The sequence below is a fragment of the Oscillospiraceae bacterium genome (assembly GCA_025757685.1).
Lineage (GTDB): Bacteria > Bacillota > Clostridia > Oscillospirales > Acutalibacteraceae > CAG-217.
On the sequence record CP107220.1, the window covers coordinates 1,841,869 to 1,867,940 of the forward strand.

Annotated in this window: 18 protein-coding genes; 8 read left to right on the top strand and 10 right to left on the bottom strand. The window is 55.0% G+C overall.

Annotation, left to right across the window (positions count from 1 at the left end):
• The first annotated feature begins 442 nt into the window (after nucleotides 1-442).
• Nucleotides 443-2,779: a ferrous iron transport protein B gene (gene feoB / locus OGM59_08770; protein ID UYI90779.1), complete on the top strand. Its 2,337-nt coding sequence runs from the start codon at nucleotides 443-445 to the stop codon at nucleotides 2,777-2,779.
• Entirely contained in the window at nucleotides 2,776-2,940 is a 165-nt protein-coding gene (locus OGM59_08775) for a hypothetical protein (protein UYI90780.1), read from the top strand. Before feoB ends, OGM59_08775 begins: the two co-directional genes overlap by 4 nt.
• Here OGM59_08775 and OGM59_08780 read toward each other — a convergent pair.
• Genes OGM59_08780 through OGM59_08790 form a run of 3 tightly spaced genes read right to left on the bottom strand, consistent with a single transcriptional unit; the run spans nucleotide 2,935 to nucleotide 6,432 of the window.
• Entirely contained in the window at nucleotides 2,935-3,135 is a 201-nt protein-coding gene (locus tag OGM59_08780) for a hypothetical protein (GenBank protein UYI90781.1), read from the bottom strand. The genes OGM59_08775 and OGM59_08780 overlap by 6 nt on opposite strands.
• Nucleotides 3,136-3,175: 40 nt before the next feature.
• Complete coding sequence (locus tag OGM59_08785; protein UYI90782.1) at nucleotides 3,176-5,752, bottom strand: ABC transporter permease; 2,577 nt, start codon at nucleotides 5,750-5,752, stop codon at nucleotides 3,176-3,178.
• Nucleotides 5,749-6,432, bottom strand: coding sequence for an ABC transporter ATP-binding protein (locus OGM59_08790; GenBank protein UYI90783.1), 684 nt, complete (start codon nucleotides 6,430-6,432; stop codon nucleotides 5,749-5,751). Before OGM59_08790 ends, OGM59_08785 begins: the two co-directional genes overlap by 4 nt.
• A 324-nt stretch (nucleotides 6,433-6,756) precedes the next feature.
• Here OGM59_08790 and rpsO point away from each other — a divergent pair, with 324 nt between their 5' ends.
• Together rpsO and OGM59_08800 are read left to right on the top strand one after the other, a co-directional pair.
• Nucleotides 6,757-7,032 (top strand): 30S ribosomal protein S15, encoded by a 276-nt coding sequence (gene rpsO, locus OGM59_08795; protein UYI90784.1) that lies wholly within the window; start codon nucleotides 6,757-6,759, stop codon nucleotides 7,030-7,032.
• 180 nt (nucleotides 7,033-7,212) lie between these two features.
• Entirely contained in the window at nucleotides 7,213-9,426 is a 2,214-nt protein-coding gene (locus tag OGM59_08800) for a polyribonucleotide nucleotidyltransferase (GenBank protein UYI90785.1), read from the top strand.
• Between the two features lie 283 nt (nucleotides 9,427-9,709).
• Here OGM59_08800 and OGM59_08805 read toward each other — a convergent pair whose 3' ends face one another.
• From OGM59_08805 to OGM59_08820, 4 genes are read right to left on the bottom strand one after another with little or no spacing between them, the layout of a single operon-like run.
• Nucleotides 9,710-12,031: a homocysteine S-methyltransferase family protein gene (locus OGM59_08805; GenBank protein UYI90786.1), complete on the bottom strand. Its 2,322-nt coding sequence runs from the start codon at nucleotides 12,029-12,031 to the stop codon at nucleotides 9,710-9,712.
• A complete protein-coding gene (locus tag OGM59_08810) occupies nucleotides 12,024-12,602 on the bottom strand; it encodes a Vitamin B12 dependent methionine synthase activation subunit (GenBank protein ID UYI90787.1) in 579 nt (192 codons plus the stop codon). The genes OGM59_08805 and OGM59_08810 overlap by 8 nt, the downstream gene beginning before the upstream one ends.
• On the bottom strand, nucleotides 12,595-13,458 hold the full coding sequence (gene metF / locus OGM59_08815; protein ID UYI90788.1) for a methylenetetrahydrofolate reductase [NAD(P)H]: 864 nt from the start codon (nucleotides 13,456-13,458) through the stop codon (nucleotides 12,595-12,597). The genes OGM59_08810 and metF overlap by 8 nt, the downstream gene beginning before the upstream one ends.
• Nucleotides 13,448-13,867, bottom strand: a complete 420-nt coding sequence (locus OGM59_08820) for an Rrf2 family transcriptional regulator (GenBank protein UYI90789.1) — start codon at nucleotides 13,865-13,867, stop codon at nucleotides 13,448-13,450. Before OGM59_08820 ends, metF begins: the two co-directional genes overlap by 11 nt.
• Before the next feature lie 366 nt (nucleotides 13,868-14,233).
• Here OGM59_08820 and rplM point away from each other — a divergent pair, with 366 nt between their 5' ends.
• Together rplM and rpsI are read left to right on the top strand one after the other, a co-directional pair.
• On the top strand, nucleotides 14,234-14,662 hold the full coding sequence (rplM, locus tag OGM59_08825) for a 50S ribosomal protein L13 (GenBank protein UYI90790.1): 429 nt from the start codon (nucleotides 14,234-14,236) through the stop codon (nucleotides 14,660-14,662).
• Nucleotides 14,663-14,678: 16 nt separating this feature from the next.
• On the top strand, nucleotides 14,679-15,077 hold the full coding sequence (rpsI, locus tag OGM59_08830) for a 30S ribosomal protein S9 (protein UYI90791.1): 399 nt from the start codon (nucleotides 14,679-14,681) through the stop codon (nucleotides 15,075-15,077).
• A gap of 198 nt (nucleotides 15,078-15,275) precedes the next feature.
• Here the strand turns inward: rpsI and OGM59_08835 are convergent, their stop codons facing one another.
• Nucleotides 15,276-15,704, bottom strand: coding sequence for a GNAT family N-acetyltransferase (locus OGM59_08835; GenBank protein ID UYI90792.1), 429 nt, complete (start codon nucleotides 15,702-15,704; stop codon nucleotides 15,276-15,278).
• A 224-nt stretch (nucleotides 15,705-15,928) separates the two neighbouring features.
• Between OGM59_08835 and OGM59_08840 the strand changes: the two genes are divergently transcribed.
• Entirely contained in the window at nucleotides 15,929-16,600 is a 672-nt protein-coding gene (locus OGM59_08840) for a response regulator transcription factor (protein UYI90793.1), read from the top strand.
• The gene (locus OGM59_08845) at nucleotides 16,597-17,598 is read left to right on the top strand and encodes a HAMP domain-containing histidine kinase (protein ID UYI90794.1); all 1,002 of its coding nucleotides are present in this window, start codon (nucleotides 16,597-16,599) and stop codon (nucleotides 17,596-17,598) included. The genes OGM59_08840 and OGM59_08845 overlap by 4 nt, the downstream gene beginning before the upstream one ends.
• A gap of 229 nt (nucleotides 17,599-17,827) precedes the next feature.
• Here OGM59_08845 and OGM59_08850 read toward each other — a convergent pair whose 3' ends face one another.
• On the bottom strand, nucleotides 17,828-19,156 hold the full coding sequence (locus OGM59_08850; GenBank protein ID UYI90795.1) for a hypothetical protein: 1,329 nt from the start codon (nucleotides 19,154-19,156) through the stop codon (nucleotides 17,828-17,830).
• 25 nt (nucleotides 19,157-19,181) lie between these two features.
• On the bottom strand, nucleotides 19,182-25,817 hold the full coding sequence (locus OGM59_08855; GenBank protein UYI90796.1) for an Ig-like domain-containing protein: 6,636 nt from the start codon (nucleotides 25,815-25,817) through the stop codon (nucleotides 19,182-19,184).
• Nucleotides 25,818-26,072: the final 255 nt, after the last annotated feature.

Sequence of the window (26,072 nt, forward strand, 5' to 3'; positions counted from 1 at the left end):
GATAAGATACTCGAAAATAACGAAAAAGTGCTACGGCGATTTAGCACTCGCAACGAGTATCAGATTAACTGAATGATGTCCCCCAAAAATCTTTGCATTTGCTAATACCTTGCTAAAATGAAGGGAAAAGACGGCGTAAAATTAGCAGATTTCATAAGAGAAATTATTAACACTAAAATTTCGGAAAAGCCAGTAAAATCAAGGATTTTTGAGGATTTCGAGGGAATAAGAAAAGCCCCTCCGAGACTTCTCCTAAGCGGTAGGCCGGAGGTTCAAATCCTCTACGGGACGCCAAAAGCTGCAAGCCACCCGGCCTTGCGGCTTTTTCTTTGCTTTTCCACGGCAGAAATTTGGCTGCCGCAGACAGGTAAGCCTTGACTAACAGCCAGGCAATCCAGTACAGTAAAGAGATAGAAATATATGGAGAAAAGGAGACCGACCGATGACGCTGAAAGAACTGGAAGTGGGCAAAAGCGCCGTAATCCGCCGCGTGGGCGGCGCGGGCGCGCTGCGCCAACATTTTTTAGATATGGGCATGATCCCCGGAGCAGAGGTAACGGTCATCAAGCTGGCGCCCATGGGCGACCCGATGGAAGTACAGGTGCACGGCTATGAGCTGACCCTGCGCCTGGCAGAAGCGCAGCAAATCGACATTCAGCCCATTGGGCGCCGCAGCCGCAGTCACACATTCAAAGACCGAGCCAAGGACCAGGACCACCCGGGGCTGGGCGAAAACGGCAAATTCCACAGCAAAGCGGACGAGCACCCCTTACCGGACGGTACCGTGCTGACCTATGCGCTGGTGGGCAACCAAAACTGCGGCAAGACCACCTTGTTTAACCAACTGACCGGTGCCAAGCAGCATGTGGGCAACTTTCCCGGCGTAACCGTGGATCGCAAAAGCGGCGCCATTCGCGGCTACCCAAACACGGAGGTTACGGACCTGCCGGGCATCTATTCCATGTCGCCCTTCAGCAGCGAGGAGATCGTCTCCCGCAACTTTGTACTGCAGGATAAGCCCACGGCCATCATCAACATTGTTGACGCCACCAACATTGAGCGCAACCTGTATCTGTCCATGCAGCTGCTGGAAATGGGAATACCCATGGTCATTGCGCTGAATATGATGGATGAGCTGGTGGGCAACCGCGGCTCTATTGATGTAAACACCATGGAGGCCATGCTGGGGGTGCCGATCATTCCCATCTCCGCCGCCAAGAACGAGGGCGTAGACGAGCTGATTCGCCATGCCGTTCATGTGGCCAAACAGCAGGAGCCGCCGCTGAAGCAGGACTTTTGCGACAAAGACGACCACGGTGGTGCCGTGCACCGGTGTATTCACGCCGTAATCCACCTGATTGAGGACCACGCTGCGCTCGCCGGGCTGCCGGTACGCTTTGCCGCTACCAAGGCCATTGAGGGCGACGCGCTGATCCTGCAGCAGTTGCAGCTGGATCGCAACGAGCAGGAGATGCTGGAGCACATTGTCCGCCAAATGGAAACGGAGCGCGGGCTGGACCGCAGCGCCGCCATTGCGGATATGCGCTTTGACTTTATCGAGCGGCTGTGTGCACAGACGGTGATCCGCCCCCAGGAGAGCAAGGAGCGGATTCGAAGCGAAAAGATCGACCGCATTCTCACCGGGCGATATACTGCCATTCCCTGCTTTATCGGCATTATGGTACTGGTATTTTACTTAACCTTCAATGTAATCGGCGGCGGACTGCAAAAGCTGCTGGAACTGGGGATCGACCGTCTGTCCGCCCTAACGGACACGGCGCTGACCCAACTGCATGTGAACCCGGTCATCCACAGTCTGGTGATCGACGGTATCTTTACCGGCGTGGGCAGTGTGCTCAGCTTTCTGCCCATCATCGTCACCCTGTTTTTCTTCCTGTCTTTAATGGAAGACAGCGGCTATATTGCCCGCGTGGCCTTTGTAATGGACAAGCTGCTGCGCAGGATCGGCCTGTCCGGCAAGAGCATCGTGCCCATGCTCATCGGCTTTGGCTGCACCGTGCCGGCGGTCATGGCCACCCGCACCTTAACCAGCGAGCGGGATCGAAAGATGACCATTCTGCTCACGCCCTTTATGAGCTGTACCGCCAAACTGCCCATCTACTCCTTCTTTGTCAGCGTCTTTTTCCCGGGCAAGGGCGGGCTGATCATGTCCGGGCTGTACCTGCTGGGGATCCTGGTAGGCATTGGAGCCGCCTTTCTCTATAAAGACACCCTGTTTCGCGGCGAGCCCATCCCCTTTGTCATGGAGCTGCCCAACTACCGTCTGCCCAGTGTAAAAAATGTGGGTCAACTGCTGTGGGAAAAGGCCAAAGATTTTTTGCAGCGGGCATTCTCCGTCATTCTCATTGCCACGGTGGTGGTTTGGTTCCTACAAAGCTTTGACCTGCAGCTAAATATGGTCTCCGACTCGGCCGACAGCATTTTGGCCCGGATATCCGGCATTCTGGTTCCGCTGTTTGCGCCCCTGGGTCTGGGCGACTGGCGCATTTGCACCGCCCTGATCAGCGGCTTTATGGCCAAGGAAAGCGTCGTCTCCACCCTGGAGGTCCTGTTCGGCGGCACTATCGGCAGCATTTTGTCGCCGCTGTCCGCCGGGTCGCTGCTGGTATTCAGCCTGCTGTACACCCCCTGCGTGGCGGCGGTGGCCTCCGTGCGGCGGGAACTGGGCGGCAAGTGGGCTGCCGGACTGGCGCTGTGGCAGTGTTTGATTGCGTGGGTGGTTGCCTTTGTGTTCCACGGGATCGGAGCGCTGCTGTGAATATTTGGGACATTCTGCTGCTGGCAGCCATTGGAACGGCGCTGTTCCTGGCTGTCCGCGCCTTGATTCGGCGCAAAAACTGCGGCTGTACCGGCTGCGAAAGCTGTAACCGCTGCGCCCATTGCCGAAAAAACGAACACAAGCAAAAACCGAAATCATAAAAAAAGCAAAAAGGAAAGCACGCTGTCTGCCTGCTTTCCTTTTTTTGCACAACCAAACGCCTTTATACCTATTGTGTTGTGCTGCCTGTAATTTTGCACATTTTCCACCGCGTTTTCCCCAAATAAAGCCGGCTGCTGTGTGGAAAACCCCAACATGCCCGCTGCAAAGCGCAGAGCAGAAAAAGCGCCCGGCAAAACCGGGCGCCTGCCAAAAGCGGGGTATGGAGGATACTGCTTAAATATCGTCCCGCTTCAGGGTCTCAATGATGTTGTCCTTTTTAATTTTATCCACAGCGTACAGCAGTGCAATCGCAATCACGGCAAACACCGCCAGCGCCGCCGCCAGATAATAATACCAGCGGAAGGTATAGCCGTAGTCAAAGGAGCCGCCCAATATCTTGTACATCAGGTAATCCAGTCCCAAGCTAACCGGCAAGCCCCATACCAGCGCCATAACGCCGTAGCGAATATTCTCCAAATAAATGGACTTCTTAAAGGAACGGGGCGTCATACCCACGCTCTTAATCATAGCGAACTCTCGACGCCGCTCCTCCATACCGGAAGAAATGGTATTGATAATGTTCATAACGGAAATCAGGGTAATCAGCGTAATAAAGCCATAGCCAAAGGTCATCACCACCACATTCAGCGCCTGCATGGTCTGAGCCTGTGCCGCCGCGTCATAGCCGGTATGGCTGATGCCGTTTTGTACCTCATCCAGCACATCGGACACCCGGTTATACACATCGTCATGGTCCTGGGCAGTGATATAGTACCGGGCATAGCTGACAGTATTGCCCTTTGCCAAAACAGACGGAAAATGCACCAGATAGCTGTGCATGGGCACCACCAAAGTGGGGCGCATAAAGCTGCCTAAAAGATTGCTTGCTTCCTTGTTCATCTGGGCAGCCACCTTTGCCGTGTACTTGGCATACAGCTCGTTGCCCTCACTGTCATAGCCCTCCATAGAGCCGGTAAGGGTTTGACCTGCCAAGCTGCCTTGCAAGGGGTTTAACACCAGTCTTTGCTTCTTCTCCGTTGCCACTTGCACCCGGTTGATTAAAATACCCGTGGGGATTTTGTCATCCTGACAAACAGACGGGGCTATGCCTGCCTCCTTTGCCAAGGCGGCAAAGGTGTCGTTGTCCACACCCAGCACATTCACGGAGCGGTCCATATTGGCTTTCTTTGCCTCCGCCGTCAGCTGCTTATCCAAGCCGTCCACCATCATCTGATTGTCGGCACAAATACGCATGCTCTCAATTCCGGGCACATCGCTGACCTTCCGATTAACTTGCTCCACCTGAGAGGCGGTCAACGGCCCGTCGGTATTAAAAATGCACTCGTACACATCAAAGCTCATACCGTCGTACTCATTGTCAAGGGCGTTGGTGAGCATACCGGTAAAGTTGGCGGTGCTGAGAAACAGAATGACGCTGACTGCCAGGGCAAACACCACCGTGCGGGAGCGCTTGGCGTTGCGCTTGTAGTTCTTTACCGCCAGCACATCCTCAAAGCCAAAGAGCTTTTGGCGCAGGCGAGAGGTTTTCAGCTTCTTTGCCTTTTTCACCTTCACGGTGTTGGTTTGGCGCAGCGCCTCAATGGGGGTCACCTTGGACGCCCGGTGCGCCGGGATCCAGGCAGAGATAAAGATGGTTAGGGCGCTGATGAGCACGCTGCCAACTAAAATCTTCCAGTTCACAATGGCGTGCAGCCGCACACTGTCGCCGGTAGCTACCGTCACCGTCTGCATAAAGCTGTCGCTAAGGGCACGCAGGGTAACGGCAATGCCGCCGATACCGCAAAGAATACCGATGGGAATACCGATACAGCCTAAAATAAAGCCCTCAAAATACACGCTGCCCCGCTTTTGCACCCGGGTAGCGCCTACGCTGGCCAGCATACCCAAGTACCGTGCCCGCTGCTGGTAAGACACCGCAAAGCTGTCATAGATCATAAACACGGAGGCAAATACGATAATCAGCAAAATAATGGCCATAAAGCCGTACAGCGCCCGGGTGATCTCACTGTTCATCTGCACCCCGCTGTACATCAGGTAGTCCGTGTGGGTAGAGAACCGGGTGCCGTCATTCGCCTTTACCGCCTCAGCACCGTACAGGGCTTTGGCGGCAGCCTTTATGTCCGTTGGCGTGTTGCTGCCCAAAGGGGCAAACTGCACCTGGGCAATGTAAGTGCCCATGGCGTCCGTTACCGTATCATCCAGCCCGCAAAAGGCGCTGTAAAAGCCGGTGAGCTGGTTGTCATTCTCCAAAATCCCGCAGATGGTATAGGTGCGCTGTGCCGTCTCCGGCTCAACCTGCGGATCGGCGGAATAGGTGGTAAAGGGCAAAGTGACCGTGTCGCCCACTTTCCACTTTAAGTCATTGCGGGTGATAAAGCTCTTGGTCACCAGCAGCTCCCGGGCGGTTACCGGCAGGCGGCCGGTGGCGGGCTTCATACTGTATATCGTAAAAAGATTTTGGTTGCAAGCCAGCACATCGGTGCGGCTTTTGCTGCTGTTTGAATCTGCCTTACTGCTGATCTCGCCCAGATCCATAGACAAACCGATGGCCTTTACATTCTTTTGCTTTGCCAGGGTCTGCACATCCTTGCTTTTCAGCTCGTTATACTGGGCATGCCAGGCGCCGTCATAAGAGGCGGTGATCTCACCCATGGTGTTCATCAGTGACTCCACGCTGGTAAACACCGCCGTCACCATCGCCACACTGATGATAATGCCAAACAGGGTGATGACGGTGCGCTTTTTGTTCGCCCATAAGTGGCGCCAAGTTAACTTATTGATGATCTTCACTGGCGGATCACCTCATCCTTCACAATTTTGCCGTCCTCAACGGCAATCACCCGGTCTGCGTCCAACGCAATGCGCTCGTCATGGGTAATAATAATAACCGTTTGGTTCAGTGCCTTGTTGAACTGACGCAGCAGCTCCACAATTTCTTTTGAGTTTTTGCTGTCCAGATTACCGGTAGGCTCATCCGCCAGCAAAATGGCAGGATTGTTCATCAGCGCACGGCCGATAGACACCCGCTGCTGCTGACCGCCGGACAGCTCTGAGGGCAGGTGCCCCAGTCTGTGCTGCAAGCCCAGCACCTGCACCAAGGAATCAAAGTGCGCCCGGTCCACCTTTTTGTCATCCAGCAGCAAGGGCAGCGTCATATTTTCCTCTACGGTCAAAATGGGAATCAAATTGTAAAACTGATAAATCAGACCGATTTGGCGGCGGCGAAAGATCGCCAGCGCCGTCTCGTCCAAGGTGGTAATATCCGTTCCGTCCACATACACATGCCCGTCCGTAGGCGTATCCACACCGCCCAGAATATGCAGCAGGGTGCTTTTGCCGGAGCCGGACGGTCCGATAATAGCCACAAACTGTCCTTTCGGCACGGTAAAGGACACATCGTCCAGCGCCCGTACCTCCGTATCGCCCTTACCGTAAATTTTGGATAAGTGCTCAATTCTCAAAATGTCCATAATGGCTCTCCTTTTCGCTTTGTTGCCCTCATTATACCCGGCCAAAGTGTCAGTTCGGTGACAGTTTTGGTGACAATTTTGTCATCTTTCCCCCTGCGGGAGATAAGAACCGGCTTTGCTCCGTTTCTTTTATACCATATCTTGTATGCCCCTGGCAAGCACCCACTATTTTGCAAAATCTCTTTACAACGGCGGGGGTTTGTGCTATAATTGGCTCGCTGTGTACGGATCACACGGTATCGGGTGCAAGCTCCTACGGAGAGTCACCGATCCCGTAACTGTGTCCTCCGCCAATCGGCAAATACTGTAATGAGGTGAAAGATTATGACACAAGCTGAGAAGCAAGAAATCATCAAGGCTTACGCAACCCACGAGGGCGACACCGGTTCTCCCGAGGTACAGGTAGCTGTGCTGACCACTCGTATTAACGAGCTGACCGAGCACCTGAAGACCCACAAGAAGGATCATCACTCCCGCCGCGGTCTGCTGAAAATGGTTGGTCACAGACGCAACCTGCTGGTTTATCTTTACAACAAGGATGTAGAGAGATACCGTAGCCTGGTGAAGAAGCTGGGTATCCGCGATACCATCGACAAGTAAGAACGCGCAAGCAGACGACGGAGCACTTCTGTCGTCTGCCTTTTTTGTCCAAGGCAAAATCGTATCTTCCAAGGAGGTTCTACTAATAGTAGTAAATTGAGGTCACCGGGTGCGGCGGCTTGAATTTATTACTATTGTGCCTCCTTGATGATAAATATTATTTATGAAAGAGGTAACCAAATGTTTTTCAAGAACTACAAAGTTTGGGAAACGGAACTGGCCGGCAGAAAGCTGACCCTGGAGACCGGCAAAATGTGCGGTCTGGCCGGTGCGTCCATTATGGCCCGCTACGGCGACACCAACGTGCTGTGTAACGTGACCATGAGCGCCAAACCCCGCGAGGGCGTGGATTTCTTCCCCCTGAGCGTGGATTATGAAGAGAAGATGTATTCCGTGGGTCGGATCCCCGGTTCTTTCCAGCGCCGTGAGGCTCGTCCTTCCGAGAAGGCCATCCTCACCTCCCGCTGCATTGACCGCCCCATTCGTCCCCTGTTCCCCAAGGATATGCGCAACGATGTAAGCGTTGTGGCTACCGTAATGAGCGTGGATCCGGATTGCTCTCCGGAGATCACCGCCATGATCGGCGTGTCCGCTGCCATTGCCATCTCCGACATTCCGTGGGACGGCCCCATCAGCGGTGTGAATGTGGGTCTGGTAGACGGCCAGATCGTCATCAACCCCACTCTGGAGCAGCGCGCCCATAACGATCTGAACCTGACCGTGGCTTCCACCGGTGACCTGGTGGCTATGATCGAGGCCGGCGGTAACGAGATCGACGACGACACCATGTTCAACGCCATTATGGCCGGTCATGAGGAGAATAAGAAGATCGTTGCCTTCATCAACGGTATTGTTGAGGAAGTGGGCAAGCCCAAGAAGAGCTTCCAGTCCTCCGACCCGGATCCGGCGATCCTGCAAGAGATCGAGGACTTCTGCATTGAAGATGTGAAGAAGGCTCTGGATACCGACGACAAAAATGTGCGCGACGAGCGCCTGCGCCCCATCTATGACGCAGTACATGAGAAGTTCGATGATCGCTTCGAGGGCGAAGAGGGCAAGATCGAGGAGATCCTGTACCTGGTACAGAAGCATGTGGTGCGTGCTTGGCTGAAAGACGAGCACAAGCGTGTGGACGGCCGCGGCATTGACGAAATTCGTCCCCTGAACGCAGAGATTGACCTGCTGGCCAGAGCCCACGGCTCCGGTATGTTCACCAGAGGCCAAACTCAGGTGCTGTCTGTGACCACCCTTGGCCCCATGAACGACGCCCAGCAGCTGGACGGTCTGGACGAGCAGACCGAAAAGCGCTATATGCACCACTACAACTTCCCCAGCTACTCTGTGGGTGAAACCAAGCCCTCCAGAGGCCCGGGCCGCCGCGAGATCGGCCACGGCGCACTGGCAGAGAAGGCACTGTTGCCGGTTCTGCCCTCTGTGGACGAATTCCCCTACGCCATCCGCGTAGTGTCTGAGGTGCTCAGCTCCAACGGCTCCACCTCTCAGGGCTCCATCTGCGGCTCCACCCTGTCTCTGATGGCTGCCGGCGTGCCCATTAAGGCACCGGTTGCCGGTATCAGCTGCGGCTTGATCACCGGTGACGACGGCGTGTACGGCGACTTTATGACCATGATCGACATTCAGGGTCTGGAAGATTTCTACGGCGACATGGACTTTAAGGTTGCCGGTACAAAGAAGGGCATCACCGCCATTCAGATGGACCTGAAGGTGCACGGCCTGACCCCGGAGATCATCAAAGAGGCCTTTGCCAAGACCCATAAGGCCCGCAACTATATTCTGGACGAGATCATGCTGCCGGTGATCAGCGAGCCCCGCAAGCAGCTGTCTCCCTACGCACCCAAGATGCTCACCCTGCAGATCGACCCGGACAAGATCGGCGATGTAATCGGCAAGGGCGGCAAGGTGATCCAGGAGATCCAGAACACCTACGATGTGAAGATCAACATTGAAGAGGACGGCCGCGTGTTCATCAGCGGTATAGATATGGACAAGTGCAACGGCGCTGTGGAAGTGGTGAAGCTGATCGCCACCGACCCGGAAGTGGGCGCCTTCTACAACGGTGTAGTAACCCGCCTGATGAGCTTCGGCGCATTCGTAGAGATTGCACCGGGCAAAGAGGGTCTGGTTCACATCAGCCGCCTGGATGTAAAGCGCACCGAGCATGTAGAGGATGTCGTGAATGTTGGCGACTCCGTTGTGGTTAAGTGCATTGAGATTGACGATCAGGGTCGCATTAACCTGTCCCGTCGGGATGCACTCATTGAGCTGGAGGGTATGACCCCGGAGAACGAGATCGACGATACCCCCCGCCGTCCCCGCAGAGACGACCACCGCGGTCATGATCGTGACCGCCGCGACCGCCGTCCCCGCAGATAAGGCGTAAAATCGTATAACAAAAGACCGATACCACTTACGGTATCGGTCTTTTTTATTGAGGGGAGAGTTATAAAAGAATAATCCCTCAGTCAGCTACGCTGACAGCTCCCTTTACAAGGGAGCCTGATCGGTTTGCCCCCCTTGCAAAGGGTGACTCCCCGCAGTGCGGGGAGATGTCGCGCAGCGACAGAGGGGACGGGCGCCCGTTAGGCGAAGCGGCGCAGCCGCAGGGGGGATTGCACCGGAGGTGCCCCAATCCCTGCCCGACGGAGAGATTTGCCTTTTATTCAATCCCAAAATGCGCCTTTGCCAAGCGCACGGTCTCCATCGCGTCCTTGGCGTAATGATCCGCGTGAATCATCTCCGCATAAGAGCGGGTCAGCACCGCGCCACCAACGATCACCTTGGCATTGGTGTTCTTGTGCACCAGCTCAATGGTACGCTCCATGGCCGGCACAGTGGTGGTCATCAGCGCAGACAGTCCCACCAGCGTGGCGTTATTGTCCTGCACCGCCTGGAGCACCGTTTCCTCCGGCACATCCTTGCCCAGATCCAGCACATCAAAACCGTAGTTCTCCAGCAGCACCTTCACGATATTTTTGCCAATATCGTGAATATCGCCGTGCACGGTAGCAAGCACAATTTTATGGGGGCTTTTCTTTTGCTGGCCGGTGGTGCGCAGCTTTTCCTTGATCACATCAAAAGCAGATTTGGCCGCGTCTGCGCTCATCAGCAGCTGGGGCAGAAATACTTTATTCTTCTCAAAGCCGTCGCCCACCACATCCAGTGCCGGGATAATATGCTCGTTGATGATTTGCAAGCTGTCCTGCTCTTCCAGCAGCCCGGCAGCGCACTGGCCCGCCTCCTTGCGCATACCTTTGATAATGGCGGTTTTCAGATCCACCGTGGTGCCTGCGGGCGTAGCTGTTGCCGTCTCCGTCACCGAAGCGATATAGTCCTGGCAGTTGTCGTCCAGCCCCGCCAGGGCGTTGTAGCTATAATAGGCGTTCATCATGGCGTCGCTGAGGGGGTTCATAATTCCGGCAGACAGCCCCGCTTCCAGCGCCAGGGTAAAGAACGCGGTATTGATCATCTCCCGCTTGGGCAGACCAAAGGAAATATTGCTGACGCCCAGGGTGGTGGCAACGCCCAGCTCGTGGCGCAGCACCCGCACCGCCTTCAGCGTCTCAATGGCGTTGCGTTTGTCCGTGCTGACGGTCATCACCAGCGCGTCAAACACCAGCTGGTGCTTAGGGATACCGTATTCCGCAGCGGTGGCAATGATCTTCTTGGCAATGGCAATGCGCCCTTCTGCCGTAGGGGGAATACCGCTCTCGTCCAGGCACAAACACACCACAACCGCACCGTACTTCTTCACCAACGGAAAGACGGCGTGCATACTCTCCTGCTTGCCGTTCACAGAATTGAGCATCGCCTTGCCGTTATAATGGCGCAGGCCCACTTCCATAGCCTCCACATCGGAGGTGTCGATTTGCAGCGGCAGGTCCAGCACCCCTTGCAGGGCAAACAGCGCCTGCTGCATCATTGCCGGCTCGTCAATCTCCGGCAAGCCTACATTCACATCCAAAATATGGGCGCCCTTATCTTTTTGGGCAATACCCTCTTTGATAAGATAGTTAATATCCTTTTCCCGCAGGGCGGCTTTCATCAACTTTTTGCCGGTGGGGTTGATCCGCTCGCCTACAATGACCGGCTTTTTGCCCAGCTCCACCGTTTGGGAATAGCTGCTCACCAGCGTGCGGGGCGCCGGGGTGTGCACCACTGCAGGAATATCCTTGACCCGCTGGATCATCTTTGCAATATGCGCCGGGGTGGTGCCGCAGCAGCCGCCCAAATAGCTGACCCCCAGCTTGGCAATGGCCTCCATCTTCTCCGCAAAGGCTTCCGGGTCCACATTATACACCGTCTCGCCGTTGACAGACTCTGGCAGCCCGGCGTTGGGGTTCACGATGATGGGCAGGCAAGTCAGTTCCCGCAGCTGCGCCACCAGGGGCAGCATTTGATCCGGTCCCATGGAGCAGTTAAAGCCCAGGGCGTCTACCCCCAGTCCCTCCAGCATGGTCACTGCCGTTTCAATATCCGCGCCGGTAAGCAGCCGCCCTTTTTCGTCCATGATCATGGTGGTAAATACCGGCAGGTCACAATTTTCCTTGGCCGCCAGTACCGCCGCCTTCAACTCCAGCGTGTCGCTCATGGTCTCAATAAGCACCAAGTCCGCACCGGGGGCACCGGCACGAATGGTGCGGGCAAACAGGTCGTAGGCGTCGTCAAACGCCAACTCCCCCATGGGCTGAAGCAGCTTGCCCAAAGGGCCAATGTCCAGCACAACTTTCTTTCCGGTGCGGCGCACCAGCGCAGTGGCTGCCTGCACCAGTTCCTCTACATTGTCAAACTTCAGACCGTTGGCGCCAAAGGTATTGGTGCTGATAAACTCTGCTCCGGCGTCCGCATACGCCTGATGAATGGCGGCGATCTCCTCCGGGTGGGTCAGGTTCAGCGGCTCCGGCAGCGCACCGGGGCCAAGCAAACCGGCTGCCTGGAGCATGGTGCCCATGCCGCCGTCAAAAAAGCGAATCTTATTCATGCGCTTGTCCTCCGTCCTGGGGTTCAATACCGATAATGGCCGTTACGCTCTTGGTGGGGATCATTTGGCAGGTGTCACTAAGGGTCAGCCCAATGCGCTTGGTCAGATCCAACAGAGCAAAAATCTTGCGTTGCTCGGTAATATCCAAATCAAAATAGCCCGGCGAATATCGCTGCCGCAGGGTCAGCCCCTGGGCGCGCAGCCGGTTCTCTATACCGTCGCAGACCTCCTCGATCTTAGAGGCCAGCACTGCCTGCATCACCGCGCCTCGGGCAATACCGTCCACCGAGTAGGTGCGCAGCAGCCGATCGCACTCAAAGCCCAAAGTGGCACCGAAAATGCACACCCGATCGCACCCGGCAATGGTTTGCGCCAGGCGGCGGCTCTTGAGAGTAAATCCCTCCACCTCCAGCGCGTCCGCCGTCACCCGGCAGGGAAAGATCCGCTCCAGGGTGCGGGGCTGCACCGTAGCGTCCACTTCCGCCATACAGTCGTCGATCAACGCCAGCAACCGGGGATCATCCACCCGTGAGGCGGTACGCAGATAGTGTAAAATCTCTGTCTTATTCATGAATAATGCTGCCCAACTCTCGCACAATGGCACCGGCCACATCCGGCTTGTTCATGGTGTAAATATGAATATGATCCACGCCGTTGGCCATCAGGTCGATGATCTGCTCGGCAGCGTACACAATGCCTGCCTGCTGCATGGCGTCGTCCCGATCGCCGAAGCGCTCCACGATCTTTACAAACTTGGTGGGCAGAGAGCAGCCGGACAGCTTCACCGTTCGCTCCAGCTGGCTGGCCTTGGTAATGGGCATGATCCCGGCGATCAGCGGCACATCAATGCCCTTAATGGCGCACATCTCCCGGAAATTGTAAAACACCGTATTATCAAAGAACATTTGGGTGGTCAGGAAGTCCACGCCGCAGTCCACCTTTTGCTTTAAGTGCTCCAGATCCTCCACCCGGTTCTTGCTCTCCGGATGCACCTCCGGGTAGCAGGCGCCACCAATGCAAAAATCGCCCAGCGTGCGAATTTCGTTTACCAATTGGTAAGCGTGCTCAAAATACTGCTCTGCCGGGAACTGAAAGTCCCGGGGAATATCTCCCCGCAGGGCCAAAATATTCTCAATGCCGTTCTCTTGCAGCTCCGCTACCACCTGATGAATTTTATCCCGGGTAGAGGTCAGGCAGGTCAGATGCGCCAGTGGGGTCACACCGTCATCCAGGATCTCTCTTGCAATCTCCGTTGTAAAGCCGCTGGTGGTACCCGCAGCACCGTAAGTAACGCTCATAAAGGCCGGGTGGCTCTTTACCATCTCCTTGACCACTGCCTTGGTGCCCTCAATCTTGTCCCACTGCTTGGGAGGGAACACCTCAAAGGATACGGTGGGCTTTTGCTCTAAAATCGCTTTAATCTTCATGCTTTTTATCCTCCGTCAGCAGGTCGGCAAGGGTCCTGCTCTCTAAAAAATCGTCAATCAACCGGTCCAGTTCCTGCCACATGGGGCGGGTCATACAGGCGTGCACCCGGGTGCAGCCGCTGTCACAGTCCATACAGGCCACCGGCGCCAGCGTGCCCTCCGTCAGCTTTAAGATGGCGCCCACGGTATAGTCCTCCGGCGCCCGGGTCAGGCGGTAACCGCCGCTTTTGCCCCGGCGGCTCTCTACCATACCGGCTTTATTTAGCATAGCCACAATGGCCTCTAAATATTTCATACTCACTGCCTGCCGCTGGCTAATATCGTGCAGCGAAATATAAGCGTCCGGGCATTGCTGGGCCAAATCCAGCATCACTTGCAGGGCGTAACGACCCTTTGTTGAAATCATCATTTCACATCACCGCAGCAATAATACCACAAAAAAGGTAGGAATTCAACTGCACCGGCGGTTTTTCCTATATATTATCGGTATACGCACCATAGGCTGGGGCACTGGCGCCGACGGCGCACGCTGCCAAAGCGCCGACCGCCAAATGCGCCGCGCAAGAATCCATTTCGCTCCTTTTTTCCATAAATTAAAAATGAGCATTTAGCAAGAATAATCGAGATAACAAGAGAATAAGCGAGCAACAACAGGATATATTAAATTTGTTTGCCAAAAATGTTGACTTTGCCCCTCGCCTGTGCTATTATATTTCGGCACGCAGAAAGAGCCAAGCGCTCTGCGGAGAATTTGAACAACGGAGGACTAGCGATTATGTCAACATTTATGCCTAAAGCGGACGAGATCGAACGCAAATGGTATGTGATCGACGCTGCTGACAAGCCCCTGGGCCGCGTAGCCGCTGAGGCTGCCACCCTGCTGAGAGGCAAGCATAAGCCGATCTTCGCCCCCCATGTGGATTGCGGCGATTTTGTCATCATCATCAACACCGATAAGGCCGTTCTCACCGGCGACAAGCTGAACAAGAAGCTGTATCAGCACCACACCGGCTACATCGGCAACCTGAAGGAAGTCAAGTATGGCACCCTGATGGCCGAGAAGAGCGACTTCGCCATGGAACTGGCTATTAAGGGTATGCTGCCGGACAGCACTCTGGGTCGCAAGCAGCTGACCAGATGCCGCATTTTCAAAGGCGCAGACCACAAGCACGAGGCCCAGAAGCCGGAAGCTTGGAATAAGTAAGGGAGGTATCTGAATTATGTACGAAACGAATCCGTATTTCTACGGCACCGGCCGCAGAAAAGAATCTGTTGCTCGTGTACGCGTTTATGCAGGTACCGGCAAGATCACCATCAACGACAGAGATATTGATGATTACTTTGGTCTGGAGACCTTGAAGCTGATCGTGCGTCAGCCTCTGGCCATCACCGACACCACCGAGAAGTTTGACATCGTTTGCCGTGTAAGCGGCGGCGGCGTAACCGGCCAGGCCGGTGCCATCCGTCACGGTCTGTCCCGCGCCCTGCTGCAGTATGACGAGAGCCTGCGTCCTGCACTGAAGAAGGCCGGCTTCCTGACCCGTGACCCCAGAATGAAGGAGAGAAAGAAGCCCGGTCTGAAAAAGGCCCGTCGTGCTCCTCAGTTCTCCAAGAGATAATTTATACAGATTATCCCAACAGCACTTCCAACACGGAAGTGCTGTTTTTCTTTACCCATTGCGGCATGATCCGATTGCGTGCCGTTTCAGCGCTATAAAATCGACAAATGAAAAAGCAGCTGCCCAAAAAATTTCGAGCAACTGCTTTTTGACGATGAAATCTGTTTTCACACGGTTATTCTTCATTTGATCCATCATCTATTTTGTTAAATTTTTAAAAAACCGAATCTGCGCTTTCTCGTTGTCATACCCGATGGAACGATAGAATTTGTGCGCCTCTGTTCTGGCCTTTCCGGAATTCAGCCGAACGGCGTGTATGCCGCATACCTTTGCCCAATTTTCCACAGCGCGCATAAGGGCTTTGCCGCAGCCCCTTCTGCGATATGCTTTTGACACGGCTAAACCTAAAATGTTGACCAGGCTTTCAAAATAAAGCGTGTTGTATTGCTCCGCATGAACATAACCGACGACCTTACCATCTATTACGGCAACAAAAACCTTTTCTCTGCTTGCATCCAGATTCTTCAATCTTTCCTTGACCAAATCGGCGTTACAGTTATAACCCAAATCCTGACAGCAGATTTTGTGAATATCGATATAGTCGTTTACATTTGCTTCTCTGATCATCCATTCAACCTCAAATCGGTTCAACACTCGCCAATACTATCCTGATTTTAACACAGGAACACACAAAGTGCAATGCTCATTCTATCTCAACAACACCGTATTTTGCGTATGGCGCAAAGGGTAGGCGTGGATATCTTCCGCCTGCGAACACACGGCAACCTATGCCTATTGCACGGCGGGGCGGAATGTGGTACTATGGAGAGAGAACGCCAAGGAGGTGTGGTATGAATATTCTAATGCTGGAGGACGACCCGGCCATTGCCCAGGGGCTGCGTTATTCGTTGGAGAGTGAGGGCTACACGGTCACCCACTGTGCCACGGTGGCCCGGGCGCTGGAGGCGGTGGGCGCCGGCCGATTCGACCTGTGCCTGCTGGATTTGACCCTGCCGGACGGCAGCGGCTACGATGTGTGCAAGGCCATTAAAGCCAAGGACGATACACCGGTGATCTTTCTCACCGCCTTTGACGATGAAGTGAATGTGGTGATGGGCCTGGAGCTGGGCGCCGACGACTACATCAGCAAGCCCTTTCGCCTGCGGGAGCTGATGGCGCGGATCAAGACGGTGCTGCGCCGCAGCAAGGGCGCTGCCACCGAGGAAATCCGTATAAGCGGTCTGACCGTGCGGATGAAAGAGGGCAAAGTGCTGAAAAACGGGCAGGAAGTGATTTTAACCGCCCTGGAATACAAGCTGTTGCTGACCTTTTTGCAAAACCGTGGCCGGGTGCTCAGCCGCAATATGCTGCTGGAGAGCATTTGGGATGTGGCCGGCGACTTTGTCAGCGACAACACGCTGAGCGTATACATCAAGCGGCTGCGGGAGAAGATCGAGGATGACCCGGTGGAACCGCAGATCATTAAGACCGTGCGGGGCATGGGCTACAAGGTGGACGAATGAGCGAGGACAAACATTTTCGCCGCGCGCTGGTGCTGGGGCTGGTGATCAGCGCCCTGCTTATCGGCGTGGGCTTTTGGCAAAGCATCACCATGGGCATCGTCTGCCTGGTGAGCTGCGGGGCGCTGCTGGCGATATTCTGCCTGTACACCCGCAATCAAACCCGAGAAATTCGGCGGCTATCCGATTACCTGACCACCCTGGTCAACGGCACGGCGCCGCTGCTGGTGCCCGCCAACAACCAGGAAGGCGAGCTGTCCCTTTTGGAGAATAACATTTACAAAACCGCCCGCAAGCTGCAAACCCAGGCGGAGCTGATGCAAAAGGACAAAACCTACCTGGCGGACGCGCTGGCCGACGTCTCGCACCAGCTAAAGACTCCCATCACCTCCATGACGGTGATGACGGATCTGCTGCTGGAAGAGGATCTACCCGCCGAAAAGCGGCTGGAATTTCTAAAGGGCATTTCCGCCCAGCTGGAAAAAATGCAGTGGATGATCACCTCTCTGCTGAAAATCAGCAAATTTGACGCGGGCACGGCAGTGCTGCACAAGGAGCCGGTGGAGCTGGCCGCAGTGGTGGAGCAGGCGCTGGCGCCCTTTATCATTCAAGCGGAGCTGCGCCAAATGACGCTGGCCGTGGACTGCCGGCAAGGGCAATTTTTGGGCGACCGGCTGTGGACGGTGGAAGCGGTACAGAATATTGTCAAAAACTGCCTGGAACACATGGACAACGGCGGCACCCTGCGCCTAACCGGCACCCAGACCGCCCTCTATTGCCAGCTGGTGATCGCCGACGATGGCTGCGGAATCGAAAAAGAGGACCTGCCCCATATCTTTGAGCGGTTTTACAAGGGCAAAAACGCCGGGCCAGACAGCGTTGGCATTGGACTGGCGCTGAGCAAATCCGTGCTGAACCGGGAGAACGCCACCGTGGAGGTGCAAAGCACCGTAGGCGTCGGTACCACCTTTACCATTCGATTTTATCGGAATATAATTTAAGGGCATTGACGGACGGTTCTTACAGCGGGCGGATACTATCCGCCCCTACGAGGGCACTTTTGTAACCGATTGACCGTAGGGGCGGCAACCTGCCGCCCGCACTGCGTGCAATTCACTCATCGCACCCTACAAATGTATATTTTACGCAAATACATTGCCCCATTTTATAACAACGAAAAACGGACCACCTATACGGGTGGTCCGTTTCTTTTTGCTATTTTGTCCGTCTTTATTTAGCAGCGTTGAACTGGCGATCCAGCAGCACGTAATCCCGGGCGTTGATGATCCCGTCGCCGTTCACATCCAGCAGCCGCTCATAGCGGTCGCTGCCGGTCTTGGCATTCAGGCTGTCCAGGAAGGTGACCGTGCGCGTGTCTACCCCACAGCCGCCGGTGCAGGAGATGGTGGCCACGCCATCGGTTCTAAAGGCGGTAACTGCGTAGTGGTGATCGTCCGTGTACAGGGCGTACACCTCTTTATCCGCCGTGATATTCTCCAGCGTGTCGCTCCAACCGGCCAGCGCCTTACACTGGGGCAAAGCAAAGTCCGTAGGTGCAACCGCCGTTTGGCCACTGTTCACCGCTACGGCAGAAAGGAGCACATTCTTGGTTTCGTCCCCATAAAAGCGCACCTGATAAAAGTCCTTGACAACCGTCACATCTACCGTCATGGCGCCGGCCAGATCCGAACCGGTGGCGTACTCATAAGTAAAGCCGTTTTGCATCAGCGCATAATCCGTGGTGACAAAATTGCCGTTCTCATACTTCTCCGTATCCTGGTACACCACGCCGTCCGCAGCCAAACCGTCCACCGGGGCATAAAACACATTATCCTGTTGCGTAGCGTTCACCGTAATGGTCTGCTGGCCCAGGGTCACGGCGGCCAGCGCCGTATTGGCGCGCAGATCCAGCGACGACAGGTGGTTATTGGACACGATCAGGGTGGAAAGCGCTGTGTTGGCACCCAAATTCAGTGTCGCCAGCTGGTTGTTGGCACACTTTAGATAAGTCAGCGCTGTGCAGCCGGACAAATCCAAGGCGGTAAGCGCGTTGTTCTCGCACAGCAGGCGCTGCACACCGGCAGGTAATTTCAGCTCCGTCAGCTGGTCGGCAGCACAGTTGATCTGGGTCAGCGCCGTGTTTTTGCTTAGATCCAGCGTGCCCAACGCATTGTCCATACAGGTCAGCTGGGTCAGCTTGGACAGGGCACTCACATCCAGCGAGGTCAGCCCAATGTCTGCGCAATAGAGATTTTGCAGATTATAGAAATACTGTATGCCCTCCAGGCTGACAATGGGGGTACCTTCCCCCAGCACATCCTCCTGCCACGCAGGCAGCATCATACGGGTGATGCTGCTGCGCTCAGAATCAGAGAGAATGCCGTCGCCGTTTTTATCGCACTTCTCTGCCACGATTTGACGGAAGCCGGCGTCCGGGAAATGGCTCTCATCAATCGCCACATCCTGCGCCGCCCGTACAAGGAGTGTACCCGTAAAACAAGCGGACACCAGCAAGACGGCCAGCACCAGACTGAGCCATTTTTTGGTTTTTTGTTGCATAACTTAGAGTCCTTTCGTTGACGGGTTAAAATCTGTTAAAGGTCACCTGAATGGAGTTGGTCACAGTGGAGCCGTCCTCCAGGGTCAAGGTGCAGGTGATGGTGGCGGTGTATTTGGTGCCGAACATGGCGCCGCTGGCAGAAACCTTACCGGTTTGGTCCACCACCAGGTTCTTATTGTTGGAGGTCCACAAAGCGGACACATAGGCGTCTGCGTCTGCAGGATAGGTGCTCACGCCCAGCTGAATGCTCTTGTTGGTGTACACACCGCTGCAGCCGTAAGACACAGATTCTACCTCATTGCCGTCGTAAGTGAACTTGAAGCTGTCAATGTTGATCTTCTGGTTCACCAGCTTGACGGTGATGGTCTTGGTATAAGTCCGATCGTAAGCGTCCTTCAAGGTGTAGGTCACCTTCACGCTGCCGGAGGCATCTGCGTTGGTCTTGGTAAGCACCAAGTTACCGGCAGCATCCGTAGCAGCGGTTACATTGTTTTCTGCCGCCGTGGTCCAGGACGGATCCTGCACCATCGCGCCGTCGGCATAGGCAGCAGACAGGGTCACCTGCTGGTTGTCATCCACAACCAGCGCCTTGCCCTCGGTCACCGCAGCGCCGCCGCTGGTAAAGCCAATCTCGCCGGGGCCGACGAACTCGTGGCCGACCAGGGCATTCTGGGCCTGTTTCAGTGCGGAGGTGGCAGCGTCAATGACATCCTGTGAGGACTCATAGTCCGCATTGACCGCCACGGCCTTATCGTAAGCGGTCTTAAACGCCATACCGTAATCGTAAGCGTAATCCTTGTAATCCACCGCACCGGCATCCGCAATAGCCTGCTGCAAGGCGGAGAAATCATAAGTCGTATAGGCAATCACCGTGGCGGTGTAGCCGCCGTCCACCGTGGTGGCGGTAATGGTGGCCTTGCCCTGCGAAACAAAGGTGATCTTGCCGCTGTTGTCTACCGTGGCAATCTCCGGGTGATCACTGGTAAAGGTGCAGTCCCGCAGCGCCAAGGAAGCAATGGTGGCAGAGGAGGTTACCGTGGGCGTAATGGTCACGGTATCCTGCGGTGAGCCATGGACCATATCCGTGTCCATGCTTACACCGGTCACCGCATAGCGGGTGAAGCAAACCGTGGTGGTGGCGGTAAAGCTGTCACCCTTCACGGTGGTGATGGTGCAGGTGATCTCTGCCCACTGGTTGCCGCTGTCTGTATTGGTCACCAGCCCGGTGTCGCTGACGGTGACCTTGTCGTTGGAGCTGGACCAGGTAATGCTCTGGTACAGACCGCCGGCAGGCGCCGTTACAGCAGACAGCTGAACGGTCTTGTTCTTCAAGCTCAGTTCATTGTGCAGGTAGCGGATATGACCCGGATTGGGAATGGTCACATTGGCCTGGGCCTCTGTATCTGCCGTCAGGCTCACGCCCTCGGCGATAATGTACTTCACCAAACCGTTGTGGGCGCTCTCCAGCAGCTCCACCTGGGCGTCTATCTCAGCCTGGGTGGACAAACCGCTGTCAATCATCGCCTTGGCCTGGCCACAGGCGGTCTCCAGCACAGCCAGGGAATCCTCCGTGTATATATACTGGCCCTTTGCCTGATTGACCAGGATTTGGTATTCGGCGTACTTGGCTTCCAGCACGGAGTAGTCCGCACGCACGGTTACGGCACAAGTGGCGGTGTAGCCGCCGTCCAGGGTTTTTACGGTAATGGTGCAGTCGCCCACATCCACCGGCGTAACCAGTCCGTTCTCTACCGTGGCCACAGCCGGGTTCGAGGAGGTCCAGGTTACATCATTAAAGGTTCTGTTAGAGGAACCGGCAAGCGTTGCATTCAGCTGTACCGGCTTCTGGGTCACCAGCAACTTCAACTGGGTCTGATCCAGGCTAACGCCGCTGATCACACTGCCGCTCATTACAACGGTAAAGCTGCGGCTCAGCGTGCGGCTGTAATGGTCTGTGGTGGTCACCGTCACCTTCGCCCAGCCGTTGGCAGTGGCAGAGGAGGGACTCAGCACCAGCTTGCCATCGGTCTGCGTGGCTTTGATGTTTTTGCTGTCGTCCACCGTCCAGCTGATGCCATTGCTGTCTGCACCCGCCGGCACGACGGCGGCGCTCAGCTCCAGCTTGTTGTTCTCATGCAGCGTATTGGCGTAACCGTTCTTGCTCAGGTCAATAGACAAGGCATCGTTGTCACCAATCGTACCGCTGGTGCGCTGATTATAGCTGCCTATGGCGGTGTTGCGACTGTAACCCACATAGCTTACATCAACGGACTGCGCTTTGATGACCTGATGACCTTCCAGCGCAGCACCGGCCTCTATCAATGCCTGTGCGGCCTGGTTGATCTCGTCCTGGGTCTTGGTGTTGTCGTTCATCACGGACTGGGCTTCCTCATAGGCCTGCTTAAAGGTAATGCCTACGGTGTACTCATAGTCCTGATAATCCGTATCTTTATACTTCTCCAATGCGGCCTGCAGCGCGCTGCGATCACCGCCGGTGGATACGGAGCAGGTGGCGGTGTAGCCGCCGTCATAGGCAATGGCACGCACGGTGGTGGCGCCGGTGGACACAAAGGTCACCAAGCCTTTATCGTCTACGGTGGCGATATTTTCGTTATCGCTCTCCCAATAGAAGTCAGAGATGGATGCCTTGCCCACGCCCAAGGTGCCTGATGGCTGTACCGTCGCCGTCAGCTGATGGGTATCCCCAATGGAACCGCTGACAGCCGACTCAGAAATGGTAATGCCGGTGGCAGGTGTGTACGCAAAGGAGACCCACACATCGTCCGTCCAAGACTGGCCAAAGTGATCCGTAACCGTACAGGTGATCTTACCGTAGTAGCCCTCGTTCTTCAACACATTAAAGGAGGTGTTCTTGGCGGGAGAGGCCACGCCATTTTCAGAAATCACGATCTTGTCGGTAGAAGAGGTCCAGGTAACGGACGCATAGTTGGCATTGTTGGGGTACAGGCGTACATTCAGATCCAGCTTAGCATCCTTGTATGCGCCGTCGGTAAGCAGCGACACATCATATTGATAGAAGTTGCTGGCCTCCTCGCCGTCCAAGTAAATCTCTACATTATTAATATGCGTATATTTCTCCAGGCCCTTGTAAGCGGCGATCAGCTTTTCCAACTGGGCATCCACTTCTTTTTGGCTGGATGCGTTGGCGTCGATCAGCGCCTGAGACTCGGCAATGGCATCCTGGAAGGCCTGCCAGGTGGCCGGGTAATAGTTGGTTTCTGTCAGCTCCAGCGACTTATAGGTATCAATCTGGGCTTGCAGGGCATCATAGTTGGTCACCACATTCACCTTGCACTGGGCGGTATAGCCGCCGTCACAGGTGGTCACAGTCACCACGCAGTCGCCACCGCTCTTAAAGGAAACCACGCCGCTCTGATCCACAGTGGCAATCTCCGGGTCAGAGGTGGACCAAATCACATCTGCCACAGAGGCCTTGCCCACGATGCCAAAGCCGGTGGGCTCCACCGTTGCCTTTAAGGTCTGGCTTTCGCCTACCTTGCCGCCGACGATCTCCGTGGTGTCCAGCTTAACGCCGGTAACCGGATCGTTGGCAAAGGCCACATACATGCTATCGGTGTATACATTATCCATATAGTCGGTGGCGGTAACGGTAATCTTGGCCTGGCAGGCCTTGTTACCTGCGGGCTTCACAATACCGTTGGCGTCTACCTTTACACTGTCGTTATCGCTGCTCCACTTGATGGTGCGATACATAGCGGTCTTGGGTGCCACCTGGGCGTCCAAATCCACAGAGTAGCTGTCATACCGCTTAGAGGTAGACACCTTCACGCTGCGGAACGCGCCGGCGTCCGAGCCGTCCTTGTTTACAAGGGTCACACCGGTCAAGCCGATATAACCGCCCAGCTTGTAGAAAGCGTACAGCAGTTCACGGGCGTAAGTATTACAGCTGTCCTGGGCAGCCATAGGCTCATCATAATAGACATAATAAGCATAGTCCAGTTTTCGGCTGAAGTCCTTATATAATGTTTTATTTTCGTTGGTGCGCTCAATCACCGTGTCCTCGCAGATGTTAATCACCTGCTTTAAGTAATCCTTGTCCGGATACACGGTCACCTGCTTCTCCGCCACAATACCGCCGGAAGCAGACACGCAGTACAGGGTAGCGGTGCCTACATCCACACCGGTAACCACCGCGTCGCCGTTGTCGTTGCCCTTGGGGGCTACGGTCAGCACGCCCTCATCGGAGGAATACCAGTTGGCGCCGTAGCAGGCCTGTGCCGAGGAGGTGGAGCCGCTAAAGGTCATGGTGTGAGACACATCCAGGGTCTTGCCGTTGATCACGGACAGATCGTCACCGTTAATGGTATTGGTCTCTGCGGCGTTACGCACCACGCAAAGGGTCACCACATCGGACTGAATATCGCCGTCCTCAGACACGCACCAAATATGTACGCTGGAGGCGCTGGTGCAAGAAGCCTTAGCCACCACCTTTACGGTGCCGGCGGTCTTGTCCTCGTCCTTCAGTTCAAACTGATCCTTATTATCAATATACCATTTTACATTCTTATTGGTGGCGTCTGCCGGGTCCACATTGGCCTTAACCAGCACACCGGAGCCATCGTACACCGTGCTGGCAGTAACGGTGGCAAAATCCAGCGTTTCACCGGCCACCTCCGTCTGCTGCTGCTGCAACTTCACGCTATTGGCCAAAACAGCACTCTTTACGGCACTTTCAACAGTCACATCAATGCCGGACACCGGCAGACCGTTGAAAATCGTGGTCTGGGTCTGCACCTCAGAGATGGTGTAATAGCTGCCATCCAGCAGTTTGTAGCCGGTGGAGGCTTTCAGTACCACCGTGGCGGTACCGCCGGACAGCGCCGTGTAGTTACCGTCCTTGTCCAGCCTGGCGATCCCGTCCTCTACCGAGCCGTCGTGGTGGACCGTGGTGGTCTCGCCGGTGGTCTCGTCGGTCACCGTTTCATCATAGGCGTCGCCTGCCCACAGATACTTGGGATTGCCGTCTGCGTCCGTACCGTCCAGCAGCCCCCAGGTAATGTTCAAATTATTGGCCTTGCTTACACGCACCGGGTACACCGTGTAGGTCAGCGTTTGCTGATCGCCGATATTGCAGTCCCGCTGGGCGTGAATCACCGCGTCGCTAAGCACCCGCCCGGTTTTGCCGGTTACGGTAAGCTCTTTGGTTCGCACCACCTGATTGGCAGCGGAAGTCGCCGTGATGGTGCACTTTTGACTGTTTGCAATCGTGCCCATGTTGCCCCCGGCGTCACGACCGGTGATGATACCGGTTTTGGGATCTACATAGGCCACGCTTTCATCCGAGGAGGACCAGGTAATATCCGAAACATCGGCCGCAACGGGTTTTGCGTCCGTAATGGCCATTTGAATCTGGGCGCCCTCCTGCACCGTATCCGGACCGGTAATGTTAAAGTCCGTGCAAGGCACACCGTCTACAACGTTAAAAGTGATGGTATCATTATATTTCAATTTAAGCAGAATGTTGGCGATGATCTTCACCGCAGTAGCCGTCAGCTGTACAGCGTCGGCAGAATCGCCCACAATATCCTTAATGGCAAAGCAAGCGTCCAACAGTGCCGCCAGCACATTGCGGTCAATGTCGATACCCAAATACTTGATCAGAATATCCGCCAGTTTTTTGGTATCAATGGTGCCGGTATGGTCCAACTTGTAAATATAGTTGACCAGCTTTAACAGATTGTTGATAAATCCTTCCGTATCCGGCGACACAACGATGGTCACCGTACCGGTGTTCTTAAAGGTTACCAAACCGCTGTCATCCACCGTGGCAATCACCTTGCCCTGGGTAAAGACGGAAGAACTCTTTACAGAGTAGACCACGCCCATGTGCAGCCGCACCGGGGTGGTCACGGCGCTCAGCTGGCAGGTGGTGCCCTTGGCTACCGTGGTCTCAATCTGGGACTTATTGGTGATATGGGTACCGTTGGGCAGGAAGTTGGCATAAAACGCATCGTTCTTCGTGACCGTCACAGCCAGCTTGTCGTCTGCCTTTACTTCGCCGTTGGCGTCATACAGGGTAACATGAACAACGGAATTGATATTGTCCAGGTATTTGCGCAGGGACTCGATCCATTTGGCGGAATAGGATTCAAAAATCTTGCCCAGGGCAGAATCCGCGCCCATGGTCTTTTCAATCATGGCAATGATCTCGTCCGTGTCCATGGTGTCCACATTTACCTTATCATTGAACAGGGCTTTTTCCAGCGCGGCGCCAGCGATCTTGCCCACCAGCGGCACCGGCTTTACCTCATTGTCAATCCAGTTGTGGATCACAGCACCCTTAGAGGAGTCAAAGGCCTTGACCAAGCCATTTTGGTCCACATCCACCAAAGTGGGCGCCTCGCTGTACCACTTGACATAGCCGTTGTCCGGGATCTCGCAGTCAATGAGCTTGTAGCTCAGCTGCAGCGTGTCGCCCTCCTTCATCGTCTCATGGTAGGCGTTGCCCTGCTCGTCCGTATCTTGTACCGCATTGCCGTCTTCATAAAACAGCTGAATGTTGTACACGCCGATCACGTCGCCAGCCCAGGCAGAAAACGCCGGGGTCAGCACGGTGATCACCGTGAGCACGGACAAAAAGACGCTGAGCAAGCGCTTCTTGCTGTACATAAACTTCATAGAACCATCCTTCCGCTTTGCCGCAACGACAGCACCCCTTGCACTGCCCGCTTAGCACCTGTATTTCGGCGCACCGCGACAACATTTATACATAATAATTATAAAACATGAATAAAGTTATTGCAACGCACTTTCCGCGGTTTTGCCCCGAAAACATGCCAAACTTTGGCACCGGCTTTTGTGGATTATCGACAAAGAAAAATGAACGAAAAATAAATAAAGGACGGAATGCGAATATCCGTCCTTTAACTTTTT

Coding starts and splice junctions, on each gene's coding strand:
- OGM59_08810 (UYI90787.1), bottom strand. CDS start 12,602: ATGAATAAGACAGAGATTTTACACTATCTGCGTACCGCCTCACGGGTG.
- OGM59_08800 (UYI90785.1), top strand. CDS start 7,213: ATGTTTTTCAAGAACTACAAAGTTTGGGAAACGGAACTGGCCGGCAGA.
- OGM59_08850 (UYI90795.1), bottom strand. CDS start 19,156: ATGCAACAAAAAACCAAAAAATGGCTCAGTCTGGTGCTGGCCGTCTTG.
- rplM (UYI90790.1), top strand. CDS start 14,234: ATGTCAACATTTATGCCTAAAGCGGACGAGATCGAACGCAAATGGTAT.
- rpsO (UYI90784.1), top strand. CDS start 6,757: ATGACACAAGCTGAGAAGCAAGAAATCATCAAGGCTTACGCAACCCAC.
- OGM59_08790 (UYI90783.1), bottom strand. CDS start 6,432: ATGGACATTTTGAGAATTGAGCACTTATCCAAAATTTACGGTAAGGGC.
- OGM59_08805 (UYI90786.1), bottom strand. CDS start 12,031: ATGAATAAGATTCGCTTTTTTGACGGCGGCATGGGCACCATGCTCCAG.
- OGM59_08835 (UYI90792.1), bottom strand. CDS start 15,704: ATGATCAGAGAAGCAAATGTAAACGACTATATCGATATTCACAAAATC.
- feoB (UYI90779.1), top strand. CDS start 443: ATGACGCTGAAAGAACTGGAAGTGGGCAAAAGCGCCGTAATCCGCCGC.
- rpsI (UYI90791.1), top strand. CDS start 14,679: ATGTACGAAACGAATCCGTATTTCTACGGCACCGGCCGCAGAAAAGAA.
- OGM59_08855 (UYI90796.1), bottom strand. CDS start 25,817: ATGAAGTTTATGTACAGCAAGAAGCGCTTGCTCAGCGTCTTTTTGTCC.
- metF (UYI90788.1), bottom strand. CDS start 13,458: ATGAAGATTAAAGCGATTTTAGAGCAAAAGCCCACCGTATCCTTTGAG.
- OGM59_08845 (UYI90794.1), top strand. CDS start 16,597: ATGAGCGAGGACAAACATTTTCGCCGCGCGCTGGTGCTGGGGCTGGTG.
- OGM59_08820 (UYI90789.1), bottom strand. CDS start 13,867: ATGATGATTTCAACAAAGGGTCGTTACGCCCTGCAAGTGATGCTGGAT.
- OGM59_08840 (UYI90793.1), top strand. CDS start 15,929: ATGAATATTCTAATGCTGGAGGACGACCCGGCCATTGCCCAGGGGCTG.